Origin of the sequence: Candidatus Leptofilum sp. (genome assembly GCF_965223525.1) — a bacterium.
GTDB lineage: Bacteria > Chloroflexota > Anaerolineae > Promineifilales > Promineifilaceae > Leptofilum.
This window is the reverse complement of the sequence record NZ_CBDCWX010000005.1, coordinates 1,505,841-1,524,139: the sequence shown is the minus strand read 5'-3', so window position 1 is coordinate 1,524,139 and position 18,299 is coordinate 1,505,841. Positions and strand designations below refer to the sequence as shown.

Sequence of the window (18,299 nt, the reverse complement as noted above, 5' to 3'; positions counted from 1 at the left end):
GCCAACCACTCGCAACAGGAGTTGTAAATTGACCAAAAACCCGCGCTTGCGTCAACTTGATTTTCAGCCAGTGTACCACCAGGGAGAACAGATGTGGTATCTGCGTGACCCTCTGGAACTGTCCACTGAACAGCTAATTGTGCCACCCGCCCTGGCGCAAATGCTTCTGTTTTTAGACGGCCGTCGCACCCCTCAGCAAATTCACGCCGCCTTTTGCCAGCAAATCGGCCAGCCGCTCGACTTTGCCATTACTGAGCAGGCAATTGCCCAGCTAGATGCCACCTACCTGCTAGACAATGAACGCGCCGCGCAAGCATTGGCGCAGCAAAAAATTGATTTTCGCAGCCAGCCTCATCGCACCCCAGCCCTGGCCGATTTGAGCTACCCGGCCAACCCGCGCCAGCTTACCATGATGCTGGATGCGTACGGCCAAGAGGATAATCTGAATGGCTGGCAGCCCTGGCGGGGCCGAGCCATCATTTCGCCGCACATTGATTACCAGCGGGGCGGCGAGGTGTACTCAAAAGTATGGCGGCGAGCGCAAACGGCCGTTCTCGAAGCCGATCTGGTCATCATTTTAGGCACCGATCACAAAGGTGGGTTGGGAACCTTCACGCTTACCCGTCAGCCCTACGCCACCCCCTACGGCGTCTTGCCCACCGACACCAATTTGGTGGATGAACTGGCAGCCGCCATCGGTGAAGAAGCCGCTTTTGCTGAGGAGTTGAACCATCGTCGGGAGCACTCGGTTGAGCTATCGGCCGTTTGGCTGCATTACATTTACCAGCAAGCTGGGGTAAAACCCCAGCCAATGGTGCCCATTTTATGCGGCTCGTTTCATCATTTTGTGATGAATGGGGGGCATCCGGCGGAAGATGAATTGTTGGAAACGGCCGTCACCACCTTGCAACGCGCCACCGCCGGGAAAAAGGTGCTCACCGTTGCCTCGGTGGATTTTGCCCACGTTGGCCCCGCTTTTGACGACAACTACATTATGGACAATACGCGCCGCGCCGCCCTGCGCCAAACCGACCAAAATCTCGTCCAGGCCATCATTCGCGGCGACGACGCCAGCTTTTACGACCAGATCGCTGCCGTGGAAGATCGCAACAAGGTGTGCGGCTTCTCCCCCATCTACCTGCTGCTGCGCTACCTGCAAGGCACCGAAGGCATCCAGGTTGCCTATGACCACTGCCCCGCCGATGAAAAAGATGAGTCGCTTGTGTCCATTGCGGGCATTTTGCTGGAGTGATTTGGAGCCAAAATGAAAATCCCTACGCTTGAAACAGATAATTTGCGATTACGGCCGTTTTCCATCATAGACACCACCGCCATGCACCAAATATTTAACACCAAGAATGTGTTGAAATATTTTCCTGGCCCCCGAACGCTCACCGTGGCGCAAGTGCAGCGCTCCATCAACCGACTGCTCGACCATTGGCAAGTAAAAGGGTACGGACTTTGGGCATTAGAATCACGCGCCACCGGCGAACTGGTCGGTCGCTGCGGCTTGCAGCACATAACGGAAACTGACGAAGTTGAAATTGATTTCATCGTGAGTCCCAAATTTTGGGGACGCGGATTTGCCACGGAGGCGGGACAAGCCAGTTTGCAATACGGCTTTGAAACGTTGAATCAATCGCTCATTGTGGGCATCGTCCATCCAGAAAACATCGCCTCACAGCGTGTGCTAACCAAGTTGGGCATGCAATTTGCTGAAGAAACGCAATATTTTGGCATGGCCGTCCAACGATTCGTCAAGACCCACCCTGAATTCTTAATCAATTAAGTTGCCCATGCTTGCATATAGAAGTTAAAAATTGGTTTGGAGTAGAACAGGCAAATTATGAAAAATATCAACCTTTCATTATTGGACAATTTTGAGTTTATTGGGAAATGGTGGCTATCTGAATTTCCAGAGGATGTGGTTGCTGGGCGAATAAGCTATAGCGCACACGATTCAATCCTTTTGGAATTAATAGGAAGATTTGACCAGATCGACAGCGACAATCCAATTGATCCCACAATAATGCTAGGTATCTCTACAGAAGGACACTTATTCACTCTTATTGATTGTATGCTAGTGGGATCTCGTCGAGGGTATCCTGGATTTGAGACCCAGCATTTTGAATCGCGATATTTAATGGTTGGGCATCATTTCAATACAAAAAGTGATTTGCAATTTTCTTCATTTGCCGTGAGTTATGAACATTTGGAAGAGTGGTATGGCGAACGCTTGTACAAGACCGATTTGTTAAATACTGAAGGCTTCTTTTCAGGATACAATGTCAAATTTGAGCGGCCAAAGCCAGTAGATATTCCTTTGCCTTCTCGAAAAGGTGTTCTCAATATTAGTTTTGCCTTTAATAATGCGGAGGAAAGAAACCGATCTTTTACCATCAAAAACCAAGCGTTTTTGGTAGTCAGGCCATTTGCATCACAAGAATTGGACTGGTTTAATCGCTTCTTTTTCGACATCGAACGGTTTTTAATATTTACGTTTACAAGCGTTACATTTCCTCGTCGAATCGAAGTATACATTGATATTGGTGGCGAAAATCGGAAACGGATCGATATTTTTCGAATTTATGAGAAAAGAAAAAGTAAAGATATTTACCGCTGGGAAATGTTACTTGCATATCCTCAGCTAGCAACAGATTTTCCTGCAATTCTTAATAGGTGGTTGATAAATATTGAAGAAGCCCGACCTGCATATGATCTCTTTTTTAGCTATTTGTATAAACCTGACAATTACCTTGAATTTAAGTTTCTAGCTTTGGCCCAAGCTTTGGAAAGTTACCACCGCTCAATAAAGGGTAAGAATTATTCACGCAGAAAAAAAGTGTCACTTCGAGAGAGATTAGAGGATCTTTTTTCAGATCTAGAAACATCGCTACAAGACCTTGTAAGTCCAGACTACGCTACACTGATTTCAGAAATAATTGCTACTAGAAATTACTTCACTCACTATGATGAAAAGGGCAAAAAGAAAAGTCTAAGTTATCAAGAAATGATTGTTGCATGTAAACGTATGCAAGTTTTCTTAACAATTCTCTTCTTGAGGCAGTTAGAGATTGACAGCCAAATAATCATCGAACGTGTCTCTAAAAACAAAAGGTTGAGGTTGTAATTTTCAATAAGCTGAATCCAGCCGCGCCCGGACATCAAGGGCGAGTGCACTGGTAGGCAGCACGCGCAGGGGGTTGATCTCGATTTCGGCGAGTTGGGGGCAGTCGGCGGCGAGTTGGCCAAGGCGGAGGATGGTTTGCAGCACGGCCGTTTCGTCCCCAGCCGCCACGTTGCGATACCCTGCCAGCTTGCGCCCCGCCCACGTATTTTGCAGCAGCGATTTGGCTTCGGCTTGCGTCAGCGGCGCCAGGGCAAAGGCCACATCCTTCAATCCTTCCACTTCCACCCCGCCAGAGCCAAACATCAGCACCGGGCCAAACTGCGGGTCGCGCACCACGCCCACAATCACCTCTTGCCCGTCGGGAATCATGGGCTGGATGAGAACGCCATCTAATTTGGCATGGGGCAACGCCGTTTGCACATCCATCATCATTTTTGTAAACGCAGTGGAGACTGCCGTTTCCGTGCGAACATTCAAAACCACCCCACCCACATCCGACTTATGCGGCACGTCTGCCGAGGCAATTTTGAGCGCAACGGGCAGCCCCACCTGCCGCGCAATCGCTACCGCTTCATCTGCCGTCGTGGCCAGGCCGCTACCAGGAACGGGAATGTCGTAGGCGGCGAGAAGCTCTTGGCAAACGGCCGTTGGCAAAAAAGTCCCCGATTCTACATCACAATTAGCCAAAATTTGTTGGGCTTTGGCAGTGGCGGTAGGAGACGGCCGTTCCGGTTCAGTACATGCCGTCTGCAAAAATTCAGCCCGGCGCGATAAAATCGCCAAAGCCGCCGCTGCCCGTTCGGGGAAGCGATATTCCGGCACTTTGGCCGCCCGAAAATGCTCCACCGCCTCCTGAATCATCTTCTCGCCCATGAGGGCAATCACCACTGGCTTGCCCGTGGCGTAAATGATGGGCAGCATGGCCTTGGCCACGCCCCCGGCAGAGTACATCGGCGGCGGCGGCAGAATGACCATGACGCTGTCCACGCCGCCATCTTCCAGCAAAATCCGCAGGCAGGTAGCGTACTGCTCCGGCGATGCGCCCGCCAGCATGTCCACCGGATTTTGGAAGCTGGCCGCGGCTGGTAAGACATTCCGCAGTGCCGCTTCCGTTTCAGGGGCAACGGTGGCCAGCTCTAAATTGTGGGCTTCCAGTGCATCGGCAGCGGTGACGCCGGGGCCACCCGCGTTGGTGAGCACCGCCACCCGTCGCCCCTGCGGCAGTGGACACCAGGCGAGAGCTTTGGCCCAATCGAATAGCTCCTCGCTGGTTTCAGCGCGCATCACACCCGCGCGGGCAAAGGCGGCATCGAAGGCAGATTCTTCCCCAGCCAGTGCCCCGGTGTGCGAGGCGACGGCACGCTGCCCGCTGGCAAAGCGACCCACCTTCAGCGCCAGCGCGGGCTTCTCCCGCGACACCTGCTGCGCCACCTGCACAAAGCGACGGCCGTCTGATACCCCTTCCAAATACAAAGTGACCACGCGCGTGTGCGGATCGGCGGCAACGGCCGCAAGCACATCCGTCTCCTGCACATCAAGCTGGTTGCCCAAGCTGACCAGCCGCGACAGGCCAAACCCCTGCCCCCGCGCCCAATCAATCACCGCCGCACAAATCGCGCCGGAGTGGGAAATAAAGGCGACGGCGCCCGGCGTGGGGCCAGGCGGGGGCAAAAAGGTGGTGTCCAGCGGCAGGTGTGTGTCCAGCAGACCAATGCAGTTTGGCCCGATGAGGCGGATGCCAAACTGCTGCGCCACGCGCAAACATTCTTGCTCCAGCGCAGCGCCCGCCGCCCCAGTTTCGCGGAAGCCACCCGCTGCCAAAATCGCCGCCCGAATGCCGCGTTCGCCACAGTCGGCGATGGCTTGGGGCATGGCGGGGGCGGGTACGAGCAGGACGGCCAGATCAACGGGGTTGGGGACGTGGGAAATTTGGGGGTACAACGGCCGTTCCAGCAACGTCCCCCCACCCGGATTCACAAAATGGATCGCGCCTTCGTAGCCACTCTGCACCAGATTCCGCGCTAAACCAAAGCCCAGCTTCATCGGGTTCCGCGACGCACCGACCAGCACAATACCCTTCGGCTCAAAAAAGGGAAGAAGTGAAGAATCAACAGGTAAACTCATAACATAAATTGTAGAAAAACCGTGAGAATATAAAGATGATGATCAACTGTTGCCGTAATCTGTAGACTCTTCAAGCAATTGCAACTGAACGGGTTTTGGCGCATCAATATATTGGTATTGTGATAAGTCTAAGTTCGTTATCACAGCTTCAATCATAGGATTTCGATTATTTTCGCTGGCACCGACGTGATAGAAATGCTCTCGTGTAAGAATGTTGAATCTATTCCATAACAAATCTATATACTCGTTCTTTCTGTAATCATTGTGATGCCAGGTGGACAAAATAAATTTTGCATCAGTACGCGACAATGCTTGAAATAATCGTTTCTCATGTACTTCGTCCCAGCCATTGTAATAATCAGCATGGCGGCCAATATATGGCGGGTCACAGTAAATAATATCTGATGCAGTTGCCATACTTATTGTTTCTTCAAAACCCTGACAGTTGAAGGTAAAATCCTTCATTCTCAGCAATTTTGAGACAGAAGCAACTTGGTTCACAATTTTGGTAACGTAAGCTGGAGCAAAACGATTAGGCTTGCGGCAAAAAGGAATGTTAAATTCTCCTTTGCGATTAAACCGAATCATCCCATTAAAACCTGCTCGACTTAAAAACAAAAAATCTAAGGGCTCATGATATTTGTTAAATCTATTGCGAATCGCATAATAATGCGACTCGCCAACCTCAAGTAATTTTGATCCTTCTTCATTTAAGTATTGCCGTACAATTCCAGGGGTTATTCTTTTTTCAGAAATAGCCGTATAAAATTTAATTAGGTGAGGGTTTATATCACACATCAAAGCATGTTGTGTTGCAACATTAAATCCAACCACACCTGTACCCATAAATGGCTCAATCCACACGCCGTCAAAATCATTAGGAATGACGCTATTTATCCAAGGCACTAATTTCGTTTTAATGCCTTGTGATTTAATGGGTGGCACCCGTACTTTCATTGGCTGTCTCCCTTAGGTACTCGATTACGTTTTGGAACAATTAGAGAAGTGTCTCCCCTGCGATAACTAACAAAATCCTTGAGGTTTGATATTTTCTGGGTTCCTCCTTTGCCATCGGGAACCGTGATTTTGCGGTAGTTCATCCAGTAATCATCAAACCATTCTTCACCCAATTTCGAGAACATTCCGCTCCCATTGATGATATCCTCAATGTTATTGATGCTACCGATATTTGCGGTGTTGCCACTACCGCTTTTGTCACTGGCAATGCGCCATTTCTCTGCGACAAAAAATTGGAAGTCTTGAATAACAGAAGTGATCGACTGGAGTTCGCTTAGATCATATGATCGGGTTTCATCAATCGTGGCATTATCAACGCGGTTATAAATAATACCTAAACAAAAATGACCAGTATACGAACCGTAAGGAAACTGTATATTCTTGGTGCTACTTCGATCTTCAAAGTATTTACCATGTGAGCCAAGTGTGAAACCGTTACAAAGATAGGGTTTATGTGGCAAACGGTATGTTGTCTTAAAATCTACCACAAACTTGATTTTTTCATTCTCAGCTTTTACCAATGAGATGTCGGGGTAATAATTTTGATGCTCAGCCAACACGATCTTGCAACCGTATTGTTTGGCGAAGTCCAAGATTTTGGGGAACAAATGGATTTCCAAAATCTTTGAGACAATTTTTGTGTCGGAGGAAATCGTATACACGTTTTGAAAAACGTCTATGAACCCCTTCACAGTCCATTGTCCATCATCTGTGCTTACATAAACTTGTAAACTCTCAACGAACTTTTTTAGCTGTTCTTCGGACTCAATTTTGTATTCTTTTGGATTCATGATTTGAAATAATTTTGTTTGTGAAAGTAAGTTGGAGGAATTTTACCACATACAAATGACAGTGATTTTTCTTGGAAACGGCCGTTCCCGCACCAAACCAAAGCCCATTTTTACGCTTGGCTGGTCATAAATCCCAAAATGAGCTAGTTAAACCCACCTGCTTGAAAATCGCCCCAACTTCCGCTGCTGAACGGCCGTTAAACTGTGGCGATAAACGATCTGCGTACCAAAGCTGCGATAAATGCCAAACTTGCGGCAGAGTGAGCAGTTGACCAAAAGGCATCTTGCGGCGTTGGCACCACGCTGCAATGCTCACTTCCGACCGGAAGAGCAGTATGGTTGCTCAAGTCAAAATCAAATCGTCGTACCATTGCTTCACCGGCAGCGGGAAGTGAATAACGCCCTCGCCGGGTTGAAGCTGCCCATTTTTCACAGTGAATTTGCTTATTTCCCCCGAATCTTCATAAATTGCTGTCATTGTCGCATCTTGCTGCATTGCGGCGGGTATCCCCAGCATATCCCAGGCGCAGTTTGCCCAGTAAGTTATCTTGCCAATATGTACCTTGAATTTTGTGGGAATTGCCGAGAATGGGTTTGCCATCCGAATAGAAAGCGTGCCCGGTTCCAGAAAGAAAAAGTGGTTGTCGTGCAGGCGTTGGTAGCTTTTTTCGATGTCGTTTGGGGGCAGGTTGAGATGAACGGCCGTTTCCGCCACCGATGGCGGGCGGGCAGTTTGCACAAAATGTTGGTAAACAAACGTTCGTACAGCCAGATCAAGGTCAGAAATCATGGAAACCCGGCCAGTAATCAGGCAGGCTCTTTCTTGCCCAGACTTTCGGCCAGAAAAGTATTTACCAGGGTATTCATGCTAACGCCTTCCTGCTTGGCACGGGCCACCAGACGAGCATGTAGGCTTTTAGGGACACGCTGCACAAATTTTCCACTGTAGCTGCCGCCACTCCCTGGTTCCGGCACAGGTAACTTCATGCTTTCCAAAGCAGCAATCGTCTCTTCCAGCGCATCCAGTCCATTCTGAATGGCTTCTTCAATAGTGTCACCGTCAGAAATGCACTCAGAAAAGTCTGGAAAAGAAATAAGATAACCGCCGCCATCTTCTTCTGATAAAATTTGAATTTCAAATGGATACTGTTTTAAGTCTCTCATAATTTATTCCAACACAAACTCAATAAACTTTTTGACATAAATAGGCTTCATCGGGCGACGAGCAGGCACAGGCAAGGTTTGCCCGTCTGAGCGAATAAAAACCACATGGCTGGTACCGCGCTGCCGTCATTCAATCTCATTGGCTCGTGCAACGGTTTTCAGGCTATCTATCTGCCAATCTCGCGGATTATTTTGCATTTTGCTTAGAATTTCGTTTGCTTTGCCTACGAAGAAATGATACTAAATGCAGTAGCACAGTGCAAGATCAAATCCCCACTTTACCTAACTCCCGTCTCGCACTATAATCTCTTAAGACGCAATGCGTCATAAAAGTTTGCAAGTGGCAAATAAAACCTCGCCCATTGGCAAACTTGCACACCTGAATACCTGAAAACTCAAAGAAAGGGGCAAAACCATGCGTTTAGGCAAAGATTTAGTCGGCAAACAGATCATTAGCATCACAGACGGCCGTTCTCTCGGCAACGCCAAAGATATTTACATGAACAGCGAGCTTACTGACGTCACCGGTATCTATCTTGGCTCGGAGGGGCTCATCAAGCGGAAACATTTCCTCATCAATCGTGGCGATGTCGTCGTCTTTGGCATTGATGCCATTTTGGTACGCAACAGCGACGTTGTGGGGGAAGAAAACGAGATGCCAGAAACGGTGTCCTGGGTACGTCTGAGCAAGCTCAACAAGCGCGAGATTGATACCCCCGGCGGCACCAAAGTGGCCAACATCGGCGACATCATTCTGGGCGAACAAGGCAATATCACTGGCTTTGCGCTCTCCCGTGTTTATGTAGAAGGCCCCATCGAGAAAAATGGGACGATTCCGCGAACGGCCGTTATTGACACAGGCGGCGATGATGGCGTGATGACCGTTGACCTAACCAAAGCCGAGAATCCCGGCGCGGTTGAGGAAAAAGCCCCCGCTGACCCCGTTCCTGCCCCTCTATCTGAAGAACCCGAAGAAATTGAGATTATCGCTGAACCAGCCGACGAACCCGCACCTGAAGAGGCAGAAGCAGAATCAGAAACCGAGGAAGAAGCTTCCGAATAAATAACTCAGATTTTGCCATGCAGACTTCAAAAGTCTTATTGTCTAATCGATCAACACGACATAACCAAGACTTTTGAAGTCTTAAATCCGCGCAATCCGTGGCTGAAAATTTCTTGGCCCGGGCGCTTTCATTTTCACAAAAGGAGCTAACCTATGAGCAACACAGTCCACTTCGCCCTCAATGATGAACAAAAGATGATCCGACAGCTCGCCCGCGATTTCGCCCGCAACGAAATGGCACCCGCGGCCGAACATTACGACCTATCCCACGAATATCCCTGGCCCGTCATCAAAAAGGCCCAGGAGCTTGGTTTTACTACCCTCAACGTGCCAGAAGAATATGGTGGCCTCGGCCTCAGCTTGTTTGAAGAGTGCATGGTTTCAGAAGAACTTGCCTGGGGCTGCTCTGGCATGAGTACCGCGATGGGCGTCAACGGCCTAGCAATTCTCCCCGTCCTCATTGCCGGCAATGAAGCGCAAAAACAAGAGTATTGCGGCCGTTTGGCCGATGGGCAGATGGCCAGCTATGGCCTCACCGAGCCAGAGGCCGGTTCTGACGTAGCAGGTATCAAAACCACAGCTCGTAAAGAGGGCGACCATTACATCATGAATGGCTCCAAAACATTTATCACCGGAGCCACTGTCGCTAATTTCTTCACCGTTTTTGCCTACACAGACATCGAGCAACGGTATAATGGCATGAGTTGCTTCGTCGTTGACCGCGACTGGGAAGGCGTGAGCGTGGGCAAACCATTCAACAAAATGGGGCAGCACGCCTCCGACACGGCTGAACTCATCTTCGACAACGTAAGAGTACCCGCCACGCACCTGCTGGGTGAAGAAGGAAAAGGGTTCCTCATCGCTATGAAAGTGTTCGACCGCAGCCGCCCGCCCACGTCTGCTGGGGCTGTGGGCGTCGCCCAACGTGCGCTTGATGAATCAATTCGCTATGCTAAAGAGCGCGTGGTGAAGGGCCAGCCCATCTGGAAGCACCAGGTCATCGGTCACATGATTGCCGATATGGCAATGGAAGTGGAGGCTGCCCGTCTGCTCGTCTGGAAATCTGCCTGGGCGGTGGACGAGGGTGTGAGCAACACGCTTTACTCCGCCTTTGGCAAGGCATACGCTGCCGACAAAGCGATGAAGATTGCCACCGATGCCGTGCAGATCTTTGGCGGCTACGGCTACATGTCGGAATATCCCGTCGAGAAGCTGATGCGCGACGCCAAGATTTACCAAATCTACGAAGGCACCAGCCAAATTCAGCGGGAAATCATCGTCCGCGAACTATTCCGCAAGTAGTCGGTATTCGGTTATCCGTAATCGGTAATCGGTTTATGGCTTACCGTTCACTGATTACTGGTTACCAATGTCCTAGTGCGATTGTCCCATTTACGGTAAAGGGGCGATCCGTATAATACAAAGCACGCAAGGACACACAACTTTTTCTCCTTTTATCAAGAGCTCCGGGCCCCCCTCCCCCGGAGCTCTCCTCTTTTTCAGGCAGTTTATGGGTCAACTCGTAGCCCGCAACGACTGTGCTATAATTCCGGCTTTGTTTGATTAAAATTCACAACTGTAAAGAGAACTTTATGCAAAATACGACATCGCAAGAAACGGCCGTTTCCACCAAAAAACGCCGCACCATTCCCCAATATCTGGGCATTGTTGCCCGGGGCATCTGCATGGGCGCATCAGACATCGTGCCGGGCGTCTCCGGTGGCACGATGGCCTTCATCCTCGGTATCTACGAAGAGCTGATTGACTCTATCCGCACAATCGGCCGTCCCAACTTTATCCAGGCCGTGCTCAAATTCCGCATCAAAGATGTATTTCAAATTCTCAATTGGGAATTTCTACTTTCCATCGCCATTGGCATTCTCATCGCCATCCTCGCCCTTTCTAGCGCACTAGAAAGCCTGTTGGTAAACCAGCCCGTTTACCTGTGGAGCTTCTTCTTTGGACTGGTTCTGGCCTCGGTACTGGTCGTGAGCAAGCGCGTCAAACAATGGAAGCCTGTGCTATTTGGTTTGCTGCTCATTGGTGCTTTGGGAGCTTATTTGTTGGTGGGGCTCGTCCCTGTACAAACGCCAGATGCTTGGTGGTTCCTCATTCTTAGCGGCGCGGTAGCTAGCTGCGCCCTCATTTTGCCAGGCGTATCCGGCGCATTTTTGCTGGTTTTGTTGGGTAAGTATCAGTTCGTTCTGGGGGCGGTTAATGATGCACGAGGCGGCGACATGAATGCGGCCGTTCCGCTGATCTTCGTTGGCATTGGGGCGGTGCTAGGGCTGGTAAGCTTCGCTCAAATCCTCAGTTGGCTATTCAAACGATACCATGACCTCACCGTTGCCCTGCTGATTGGCCTGATGGTGGGCAGTCTACGCAAAATCTGGCCATGGAAGATGGATTTGGACTGGCTGCGTGATGCGGCGGGTAACTTTGTGCTAGACAGCGACGGCCATGAAATTGTTATCGAGCAGGCCAACGTGCTGCCAGACTTAGGCAGCAGCGCGGGACTCACCGAATTTACTTTCGCCGTCGTGCTGGCACTCATAGGTATCGGTGTTATCCTCTTCATTGATCGTTTGGCAACACGCATGGAAAAAACCTCGTAGTCAACTTCACACAATTTGCCCACAAAAAAGAGCGATTTAAAATTGACAAGGAAAGCTGGATCGCATTTTATTTATGTCAACAAAAGTTGAGCAGGTGCAGCATATTTTTCGTGAGCTAGTGGAGAGAAACCCCAGCATGATCGTGCGTGCGCCGGGGGTAGTGAAGCTGCTGGGTGGCGAATTGGAACCAAGCGAAGGTTGGGCATTGGGTGGAGCAATTGAAGCGGCTGTGTGGCTGGCTGCTGCCCCAACAACCGATAACCGAGTAACTGTACATGCGCTGAATTTTGGCGAAACGGCCGCTTTCCAACTCCCCCACCTTGAACTATTTGCCTCCAGCGTGGGCGGCAACTGGATCAACTACCCGATGGGCGCAGCCTGGGCACTGCAAAAAGCAAGGCAGGCGTTGGTGGGGATGGACGCTGTGCTCGTGAGTGATTTGCCGCAGGGTGCAGGGCTGGGTTCGTCAACAGCGGTTACGCTTGCTTTCATCCGCGCTTGGGAAGCGTTGGCTGGATTTGAACTAGATACCCTCAGCCGAGCGCATTTGGCGCAAAAAACAGAAGCTGATTATGTCGGAGCACAGGCTGGCTTGCTCACACCATTCGTCTGTGCCGCCAGCCACGCCAACCAACTGATTTTTGTAGACGGCCGTACCTTCACCCATGAATTGCTCCCCTTGCCGCCAAACGTGTCGCTCGTGTTGGTAGATTCAGGTGAGCGGGGGCAAACGGCCGTTTGGCAACAAAGAGCGCGGGAATGTGCGGAAGCAACGGCCGTTCTGCAACCACACCTCCCCCACATCAAAACCCTGCGCGACGTAAGTTCTGATGAACTGGAGCTGCTCGGCCACCACCTGCCAGAGACGCTGCGCCGTCGTGCCAGCCACGTCGTCGGCGAATGCGCTCGCGTGCAGGCCGCCGCCACCGCCCTGCGAGATGGCGATCTCGCTGCGCTAGGTCGCCTCCTGCGCCAATCCCATCTTAGCGCCCGCGACAATTACGAATGCAGCAATCCTGCCCTCGACTTGCTAGCGGCCACCGCCTGGGCCACGCTCGGCTGCGTCGGGGCAAAATTGGGCAGCGGTGGATTTCTACAGGTTTTGGTTGAGGATGAGGCGGTGCCACAGGTTATTGAAGCGTTGAATAAGGTTTTTGTGGGAGAATACGGCCGTACGCCCCCCAGCCTTATCACCAAATTCACCAACGGCGCAGGTTCTGAATCGGCATCGGATGCCTCATAATTTGTGCTACCCGATACTGAACTAAACTCTTCGCACTGGTAAATTGGAAGCGATGAAATACGGCCGTATCTGACGCACCACTCCCCGCGCTTTATAAAGCCATCTAAACTCTCTCAATGCCGCGAATCAATTTTCAACGAGAGGAAGATAGATAGAATATGTAAACCCTGCCTTCTGCAAACCCAACCTAACCGCTGGGTGTGACATAAAGGTTTGCCAAACGAATCCATTATTGCGGTAATTTTCAATCATGAGCAAGGTGTTTCCCTGATCTATACCAATAATATCTGTATCCCACCACGCTCTATCTACATTAAAAGCATCACTGAAGCCATAGCGTCCCCAAATCTCATCTTCATAAAGTTCATACATTGTTTCAAGTGCAGCAATTGAAAGTTCTGGGGTAAAGACAATGGAACTGGCAGAAGCTGAAGGGGCAATTGTACAATCGTGGACAATGGTTCCTGGAGGAGCCCCATAAGCCATATACCCATCCGGCCCATCGCTGGCCGTCAAACCCCAAACATTTTCGTCATAAGTTTCGCACGCATCTATATTGTCTATTGCAAATTGACGATTAGCGAGTGTTGCGTTTACCGAGCTTTCAAAATAATCATATCGAAGACTGTCTCTCATGTTGCGAAAATCAATCCATACATGACTAAATTGGTGCGTGAAAAGAGGGCCTTGAGCAAAGGTTGTGTAACCAGCATATGTGCCAATTTGCCGTTCCCATGCTTCCCAACTACTGCTGGGAATCGGGTGCGTGGGAGAACCGAGAGCAAGGATGTAAAGTATCATATGCTCACTGTACTGATCCCAACGGTATGGGAGGAATCCAGTCTCAGGTTTCCAGCCGTGTCCTAATAGCTGCTCATCAGGCAGTGAACCGCCATCTGTCAGCATCCACATAAAGTCAACACGCTCATAAATTATATTAGCTAATACCTCAACCTCCGTGCCTGGAAAGCATTGAGCCACACTTAGTGCACCTGCCAAAAAAAGGGCGGTATCGATGCTGGAGGCTTCAGATTCCCAAACGCGTTGACCAGTTTCCATATCCAAAAAGTGATAAAACCACCCATTGACATTTTCGACATCATTAGCAAAGGTAAGAAGTGTCGTATGAGCGCGATCATAAGCATCATTTTCTGTAATCCAGCCATGCTCTTTCGCAACACATAGAGACGTAAGACCAAAACCAATCGCCGCAATACTAGAAACGTCATAACTATCTGTGCTAAAGTTATTTGCCCGATCCTTAATTAGACCGTTATCGGGGTTCGTTTCTTGCCAGAAGAAATCAAATGCGCGTTGTGCTATGTCTTCTAGCAATTGCTCTGTAGGATCAATATCTAAGTTCTTCGCCTCATCAACTTCACTTGCATCACCGTTTTCAGCAACGGGTGCCTGTGGTGTTGTAACTGTCGGCTCAATATTGGGAATATCCGTATTTTCTGGTATCTCTGGAAAGTTGGGAATGTTGCTCTCCGCTGAAGCTGGTCGTAAGGTAGATGTTGGTAGTAATTCTGGAGTATTTACATTGGTAGATGTAAATTGTAGATCAATACCATCTTGGCTATAACTTTGCTGTCGGCAACCTAAGCACACAAACAATAACATGATGAGTATCAACCATGGATTAGTCACTTTAGCATAAGGACTTGGTAGTTGCTTAGAGAAACCCGTAGACACCATATCTCCTCAAAATAGCTACCTTTAGTCGATTTGAATCCTTGACCAAGGATAGCAAACTGTGCATGTTCACATATCACCGACGTGTAACTGTAACAACAGACCTTACAAGGCTTGGGAGCAGATTGGTTAATTCAGTTGCGTTACTTATATTATTTTCACTGACTATGAGAACATAGATTTCAAATTGTCTACCAGAATCGGAAGGGCCACCAATTTCAGTAGGTTCGATCCATCCGCCCAAACCTACTGAATCGGGTTGCCAATGTGGGTAGTAAGGGTATGTAACGCTTTCCGGCGGGATAAGCAAAGGATGCACTAAGATAATAGGGCGATATCCAACAGGTATTTCACCTACCACGTTGAAGGTAACATTCGTGTTCATGTCAACAGTAGACCCATTGCTTGGATTCGTGATTTGTATAGTTATCGGCGGCGGGTCTGGCGTTATACACGGTATGTCCTCCGATAGATTGGAAGCATCTACAACGCTATTATGAATCCAACCGAGTTGGTCGTCTGTGAGAGATATTTGCCACCAACTACTATCACAAATTTTTCCTATAATTTCAAACTCATCACCATCACTAGCAGTTGCCACCACTGGATAATTTATTCCTGGCCCTGACCGAATATTGGCTGTAGCGTTTACCTTCACTATTGGATTTTGAGGTTCCGGTGGATCAACGGTGGGAGGGGGATCCCCCTGCACAGTAACTTCAACAGTGATGAGTCTTGTGACTTCGAGCTCAGTCTCTACAAGTCGCGTAACTTCTACTTCTCGTATAATTTCTACTTCCCGTGTAACTTCCACTTCTTCTATTGTGGGGACTAATCGGGTAACATCGATCTCAACAACTTCTGGCGGAATTGCATTGACTGTCTCGTGAACATTAATTGCTAAACTTGTTCCAGATATTTCTGCCTGTTTTGTTGCAGTTGCCGAAATGCGAATGGATTCTAACGTTGCGTTATAAGCTATAAGGGCAGTAACAATAAGAGCGAGGGCACCGATAATGGAAGCAACAATCGAATGCTCCTTTACATAATTAAATATAGCAGCACGCATATTCAACCCTCCTTTTACTTGATGAGCAAATATACCTAACACGCAAACCGACTCAACCTAAAAGACTATAATCTTTCTTGTACAATTAGGCAAAATTCAAGATGTAACAATTTGCTTTTCCCCTACGGGGACGAGAATAGTGAACCCCAATTAGCCCAATCGACAGAGAATGAAGGTCTATCAATGTTCTGTTCTGTTATGCTGATTGGCTAACGAAGTGGAGGCGCAGGAGGTGGAGCTCTTCGTAATCGACGGTTTCGTTGAGGGCGAGGTAGACGGGGCGCAGGTAGTCGGTACCGTGCTTGGCGAAGGCGGCGAGGGCTTGCTGCTGCTGGTCAGGCGTGAGGGTTGAATGTTCGAGCAGGTTGCTTTCCCGCACCGTTTCGCCAGCCTGCACCGCTTCCCACAGGTGCCCGACAATGGTGCTGCGCTTGACGTTGTACTGCTGGCACAGTTCTGGAAGGGAACGGCCGTTATTAAACAAATTCAGCACCTCTAGCGTCCGACCACCCGGTGTGCTGCTGCTTTTGGAAACACGGGTCGGCACCGACTTCTGCACTTCCTCGATCCCATTTTCCGCGCAATACGCCTGAACCACAGGTAAAAACTCATCGGCAAAGTTGTTCAGCTTCGCCTCACCCACGCCGTACAAAGTACCAAAACTGGTGCGCGATTGCGGGAAGTACGTCGCCATCTCCACCAATGTCCGGTCTGAGAAGATGACGTAAGGCGGTACCCCCGCCGCATCGGCGAGGGCTTTGCGCTTTTGGCGCAGCTGCTGGAACAAAGCCTGATCGTAATTGGCATAATCGGTAGCCGAGGGCGCGGCCTGCGGCTTGTCTGGCAACGTGCCGCGCACGGGTTCCCCTTTGAAGGCGGCGTACGCCTTGGGCGTCAGCTTCAGGCTGCCAAACTCCATATCCTGCGTCATTAGCCCCTGCTGCACAAACTGCCGCGCCAAATATTGCCACTCCTTCTTGCTAAACTCCAGGCCGATGTTGTAGGTAGATAGCTTATCGTGCCCGCGCTGCAACACCTTTTGGCTCCGCGACCCGCGCAGCACATCAATGATGTGGTTGATGCCAAACAGTTCCCCGGTGCGCTTAACGCAGGAGAGGAATTTTTGCGCCGGGATAGTCAAATCCACCAGATCGCCTACCTCGGTAGTGCAGTTGTCGCAGGTTTCACAATTTTCGGTTTGGTATGACTCGCCGAAGTAGTTGAGCAACGGCCGTCTCCGACAATCATTCCCTTCCACAAACCCCAGCATCGCTTCCAGCCGCGCCCGCGCCCCTTGCTGCTGGCTAGGCTCCTGCTGGCTGATGAAGTAGTTGATCGTCTGCACGTCGGCATAGCTAAATAGCAGCAAGCAGTCCGACGGCAGGCCATCCCGCCCGGCCCGGCCAATTTGCTGGTAGTAGCTCTCTAAATTTTTAGGCAAATCATAATGCAAGATGAAGCGCACGTTGGACTTGTTGATGCCCATGCCAAAGGCGATGGTTGCCACCATAATCGGCACGTCGTCACGGATGAACTGCTGCTGGTTTTGGCGACGGGTGACGTCGTCCAAACCGGCGTGGTAGGGCAGCACCGACCAGCCGCGCCGCGCCAGCTCACCCGCCAAAAAGTCCACCTGCTTGCGCGTGTTGCAATAAATAATGCCGGATTCGTCGGGATGTGCCTGCAAAAAGTGAATGGTTTGGGCCAGGCCGTCTGTTTTCGGCTCGACGGCCAGCATCAGGTTTTCGCGGTTAAAGCTGGCTACAAACTCATGCGCCGACGGAATCTCCAGGCTGGTTTTAATGTCTTCCCGCACCCGTTGGGTGGCGGTAGCGGTGACGGCCAGGCAAACCGCATCGGGAAAGCGGCGGCGCAAGGCCACCAATTGACGGTACTCCGGCCGAAAATCGTGGCCCCATTCAGAGATGCAGTGGGCTTCGTCAATGGTGAGGCAATCCACGCGGCATTTGGCTAGCAGCTCCAGCGTGCGCGGCTGCACAAGCGTTTCTGGCGCAGCGTAGAGCAGCTTGGCGGAGCCAGCCAGCAGTTGGTCGGCAACCCAGTCGTAGCCATGATGATCGAGAGTAGAGTTGAGGAAAACGGCCGTTACCCCCAATGCCTGTAGTTGCATCACCTGGTCTTCCATCAACGAAATCAGTGGCGAAACCACGACTGTCAACCCTGGGAACTCCAGTGCAGGTAGCTGGTAACATAGCGATTTGCCGCTGCCGGTAGGCATCACCACCAGCGAATCCTGCTTACGCAGCACGTTTTGAATAATTTCTTCCTGCAATGGGCGGAAGCTGTCGTAGCCGAATATTTGTTTGAGTTTGGACTGGATCATGCCAGCTATTTTAGGCGAAAATTGGCGATGGGGAAAGGGAGATT

General features: G+C 50.2%; 16 protein-coding genes. 7 read left to right on the top strand and 9 right to left on the bottom strand.

Features of this window, described 5'->3' with window-relative positions; genetic code table 11:
• Positions 1–28: 28 nt before the first annotated feature.
• Genes amrB through ACOQPM_RS12070 form a run of 3 tightly spaced genes read left to right on the top strand, consistent with a single transcriptional unit; the run spans position 29 to position 3,130 of the window.
• A complete protein-coding gene (gene amrB, locus ACOQPM_RS12080) occupies positions 29–1,252 on the top strand; it encodes an AmmeMemoRadiSam system protein B (protein WP_420629517.1) in 1,224 nt (407 codons plus the stop codon).
• 12 nt (positions 1,253–1,264) lie between these two features.
• Positions 1,265–1,789, top strand: a complete 525-nt coding sequence (locus tag ACOQPM_RS12075) for a GNAT family N-acetyltransferase (RefSeq protein WP_420629516.1) — start codon at positions 1,265–1,267, stop codon at positions 1,787–1,789.
• Positions 1,790–1,846: 57 nt separating this feature from the next.
• Complete coding sequence (locus ACOQPM_RS12070; RefSeq protein WP_420629515.1) at positions 1,847–3,130, top strand: HEPN domain-containing protein; 1,284 nt, start codon at positions 1,847–1,849, stop codon at positions 3,128–3,130.
• A gap of 3 nt (positions 3,131–3,133) precedes the next feature.
• Here the strand turns inward: ACOQPM_RS12070 and ACOQPM_RS12065 are convergent, their stop codons facing one another.
• The 6 genes from ACOQPM_RS12065 to ACOQPM_RS12040 all read right to left on the bottom strand — a co-directional run bounded on the left by ACOQPM_RS12065 (position 3,134) and on the right by ACOQPM_RS12040 (position 8,226).
• Positions 3,134–5,254, bottom strand: coding sequence for an acetate--CoA ligase family protein (locus ACOQPM_RS12065; RefSeq protein ID WP_420629514.1), 2,121 nt, complete (start codon positions 5,252–5,254; stop codon positions 3,134–3,136).
• Positions 5,255–5,296: 42 nt separating this feature from the next.
• Entirely contained in the window at positions 5,297–6,211 is a 915-nt protein-coding gene (locus tag ACOQPM_RS12060; RefSeq protein WP_420629513.1) for a Dam family site-specific DNA-(adenine-N6)-methyltransferase, read from the bottom strand.
• Complete coding sequence (locus ACOQPM_RS12055; RefSeq protein WP_420629512.1) at positions 6,208–7,062, bottom strand: type II restriction endonuclease; 855 nt, start codon at positions 7,060–7,062, stop codon at positions 6,208–6,210. Before ACOQPM_RS12055 ends, ACOQPM_RS12060 begins: the two co-directional genes overlap by 4 nt.
• Before the next feature lie 124 nt (positions 7,063–7,186).
• Positions 7,187–7,345: a hypothetical protein gene (locus tag ACOQPM_RS12050; RefSeq protein WP_420629511.1), complete on the bottom strand. Its 159-nt coding sequence runs from the start codon at positions 7,343–7,345 to the stop codon at positions 7,187–7,189.
• 60 nt (positions 7,346–7,405) lie between these two features.
• Positions 7,406–7,852, bottom strand: coding sequence for an organomercurial lyase (gene merB, locus ACOQPM_RS12045; RefSeq protein WP_420629510.1), 447 nt, complete (start codon positions 7,850–7,852; stop codon positions 7,406–7,408).
• Between the two features lie 17 nt (positions 7,853–7,869).
• Complete coding sequence (locus ACOQPM_RS12040; protein WP_420629509.1) at positions 7,870–8,226, bottom strand: toxin-antitoxin system HicB family antitoxin; 357 nt, start codon at positions 8,224–8,226, stop codon at positions 7,870–7,872.
• 415 nt (positions 8,227–8,641) lie between these two features.
• On the opposite strand from ACOQPM_RS12040, the gene ACOQPM_RS12035 reads away from it, so the two are divergent.
• The 4 genes from ACOQPM_RS12035 (at position 8,642) to ACOQPM_RS12020 (ending at position 13,147) form a co-directional block, all read left to right on the top strand.
• Entirely contained in the window at positions 8,642–9,289 is a 648-nt protein-coding gene (locus tag ACOQPM_RS12035; RefSeq protein WP_420629508.1) for a PRC-barrel domain-containing protein, read from the top strand.
• Positions 9,290–9,442: 153 nt separating this feature from the next.
• On the top strand, positions 9,443–10,591 hold the full coding sequence (locus ACOQPM_RS12030) for an acyl-CoA dehydrogenase family protein (RefSeq protein ID WP_420629507.1): 1,149 nt from the start codon (positions 9,443–9,445) through the stop codon (positions 10,589–10,591).
• 290 nt (positions 10,592–10,881) lie between these two features.
• Complete coding sequence (locus ACOQPM_RS12025) at positions 10,882–11,904, top strand: DUF368 domain-containing protein (protein ID WP_420629506.1); 1,023 nt, start codon at positions 10,882–10,884, stop codon at positions 11,902–11,904.
• Between the two features lie 73 nt (positions 11,905–11,977).
• Entirely contained in the window at positions 11,978–13,147 is a 1,170-nt protein-coding gene (locus ACOQPM_RS12020) for a galactokinase (protein ID WP_420629505.1), read from the top strand.
• Positions 13,148–13,273: 126 nt separating this feature from the next.
• Here the strand turns inward: ACOQPM_RS12020 and ACOQPM_RS12015 are convergent, their stop codons facing one another.
• The 3 genes from ACOQPM_RS12015 to recQ all read right to left on the bottom strand — a co-directional run bounded on the left by ACOQPM_RS12015 (position 13,274) and on the right by recQ (position 18,255).
• The gene (locus ACOQPM_RS12015) at positions 13,274–14,770 is read right to left on the bottom strand and encodes a glucoamylase family protein (protein WP_420629504.1); all 1,497 of its coding nucleotides are present in this window, start codon (positions 14,768–14,770) and stop codon (positions 13,274–13,276) included.
• A 148-nt stretch (positions 14,771–14,918) separates the two neighbouring features.
• Positions 14,919–15,911, bottom strand: coding sequence for an SH3 domain-containing protein (locus ACOQPM_RS12010; RefSeq protein WP_420629503.1), 993 nt, complete (start codon positions 15,909–15,911; stop codon positions 14,919–14,921).
• 196 nt (positions 15,912–16,107) lie between these two features.
• Complete coding sequence (recQ, locus tag ACOQPM_RS12005; protein WP_420629502.1) at positions 16,108–18,255, bottom strand: DNA helicase RecQ; 2,148 nt, start codon at positions 18,253–18,255, stop codon at positions 16,108–16,110.
• Between the last annotated feature and the right edge of the window lie 44 nt (positions 18,256–18,299).

Coding starts and splice junctions, on each gene's coding strand:
- ACOQPM_RS12075 (WP_420629516.1), top strand. CDS start 1,265: ATGAAAATCCCTACGCTTGAAACAGATAATTTGCGATTACGGCCGTTT.
- ACOQPM_RS12070 (WP_420629515.1), top strand. CDS start 1,847: ATGAAAAATATCAACCTTTCATTATTGGACAATTTTGAGTTTATTGGG.
- ACOQPM_RS12065 (WP_420629514.1), bottom strand. CDS start 5,254: ATGAGTTTACCTGTTGATTCTTCACTTCTTCCCTTTTTTGAGCCGAAG.
- ACOQPM_RS12060 (WP_420629513.1), bottom strand. CDS start 6,211: ATGAAAGTACGGGTGCCACCCATTAAATCACAAGGCATTAAAACGAAA.
- ACOQPM_RS12055 (WP_420629512.1), bottom strand. CDS start 7,062: ATGAATCCAAAAGAATACAAAATTGAGTCCGAAGAACAGCTAAAAAAG.
- ACOQPM_RS12050 (WP_420629511.1), bottom strand. CDS start 7,345: ATGCCTTTTGGTCAACTGCTCACTCTGCCGCAAGTTTGGCATTTATCG.
- merB (WP_420629510.1), bottom strand. CDS start 7,852: ATGATTTCTGACCTTGATCTGGCTGTACGAACGTTTGTTTACCAACAT.
- ACOQPM_RS12040 (WP_420629509.1), bottom strand. CDS start 8,226: ATGAGAGACTTAAAACAGTATCCATTTGAAATTCAAATTTTATCAGAA.
- ACOQPM_RS12035 (WP_420629508.1), top strand. CDS start 8,642: ATGCGTTTAGGCAAAGATTTAGTCGGCAAACAGATCATTAGCATCACA.
- ACOQPM_RS12030 (WP_420629507.1), top strand. CDS start 9,443: ATGAGCAACACAGTCCACTTCGCCCTCAATGATGAACAAAAGATGATC.
- ACOQPM_RS12025 (WP_420629506.1), top strand. CDS start 10,882: ATGCAAAATACGACATCGCAAGAAACGGCCGTTTCCACCAAAAAACGC.
- ACOQPM_RS12020 (WP_420629505.1), top strand. CDS start 11,978: ATGTCAACAAAAGTTGAGCAGGTGCAGCATATTTTTCGTGAGCTAGTG.
- ACOQPM_RS12015 (WP_420629504.1), bottom strand. CDS start 14,770: ATGTTATTGTTTGTGTGCTTAGGTTGCCGACAGCAAAGTTATAGCCAA.
- ACOQPM_RS12010 (WP_420629503.1), bottom strand. CDS start 15,911: ATGCGTGCTGCTATATTTAATTATGTAAAGGAGCATTCGATTGTTGCT.
- recQ (WP_420629502.1), bottom strand. CDS start 18,255: ATGATCCAGTCCAAACTCAAACAAATATTCGGCTACGACAGCTTCCGC.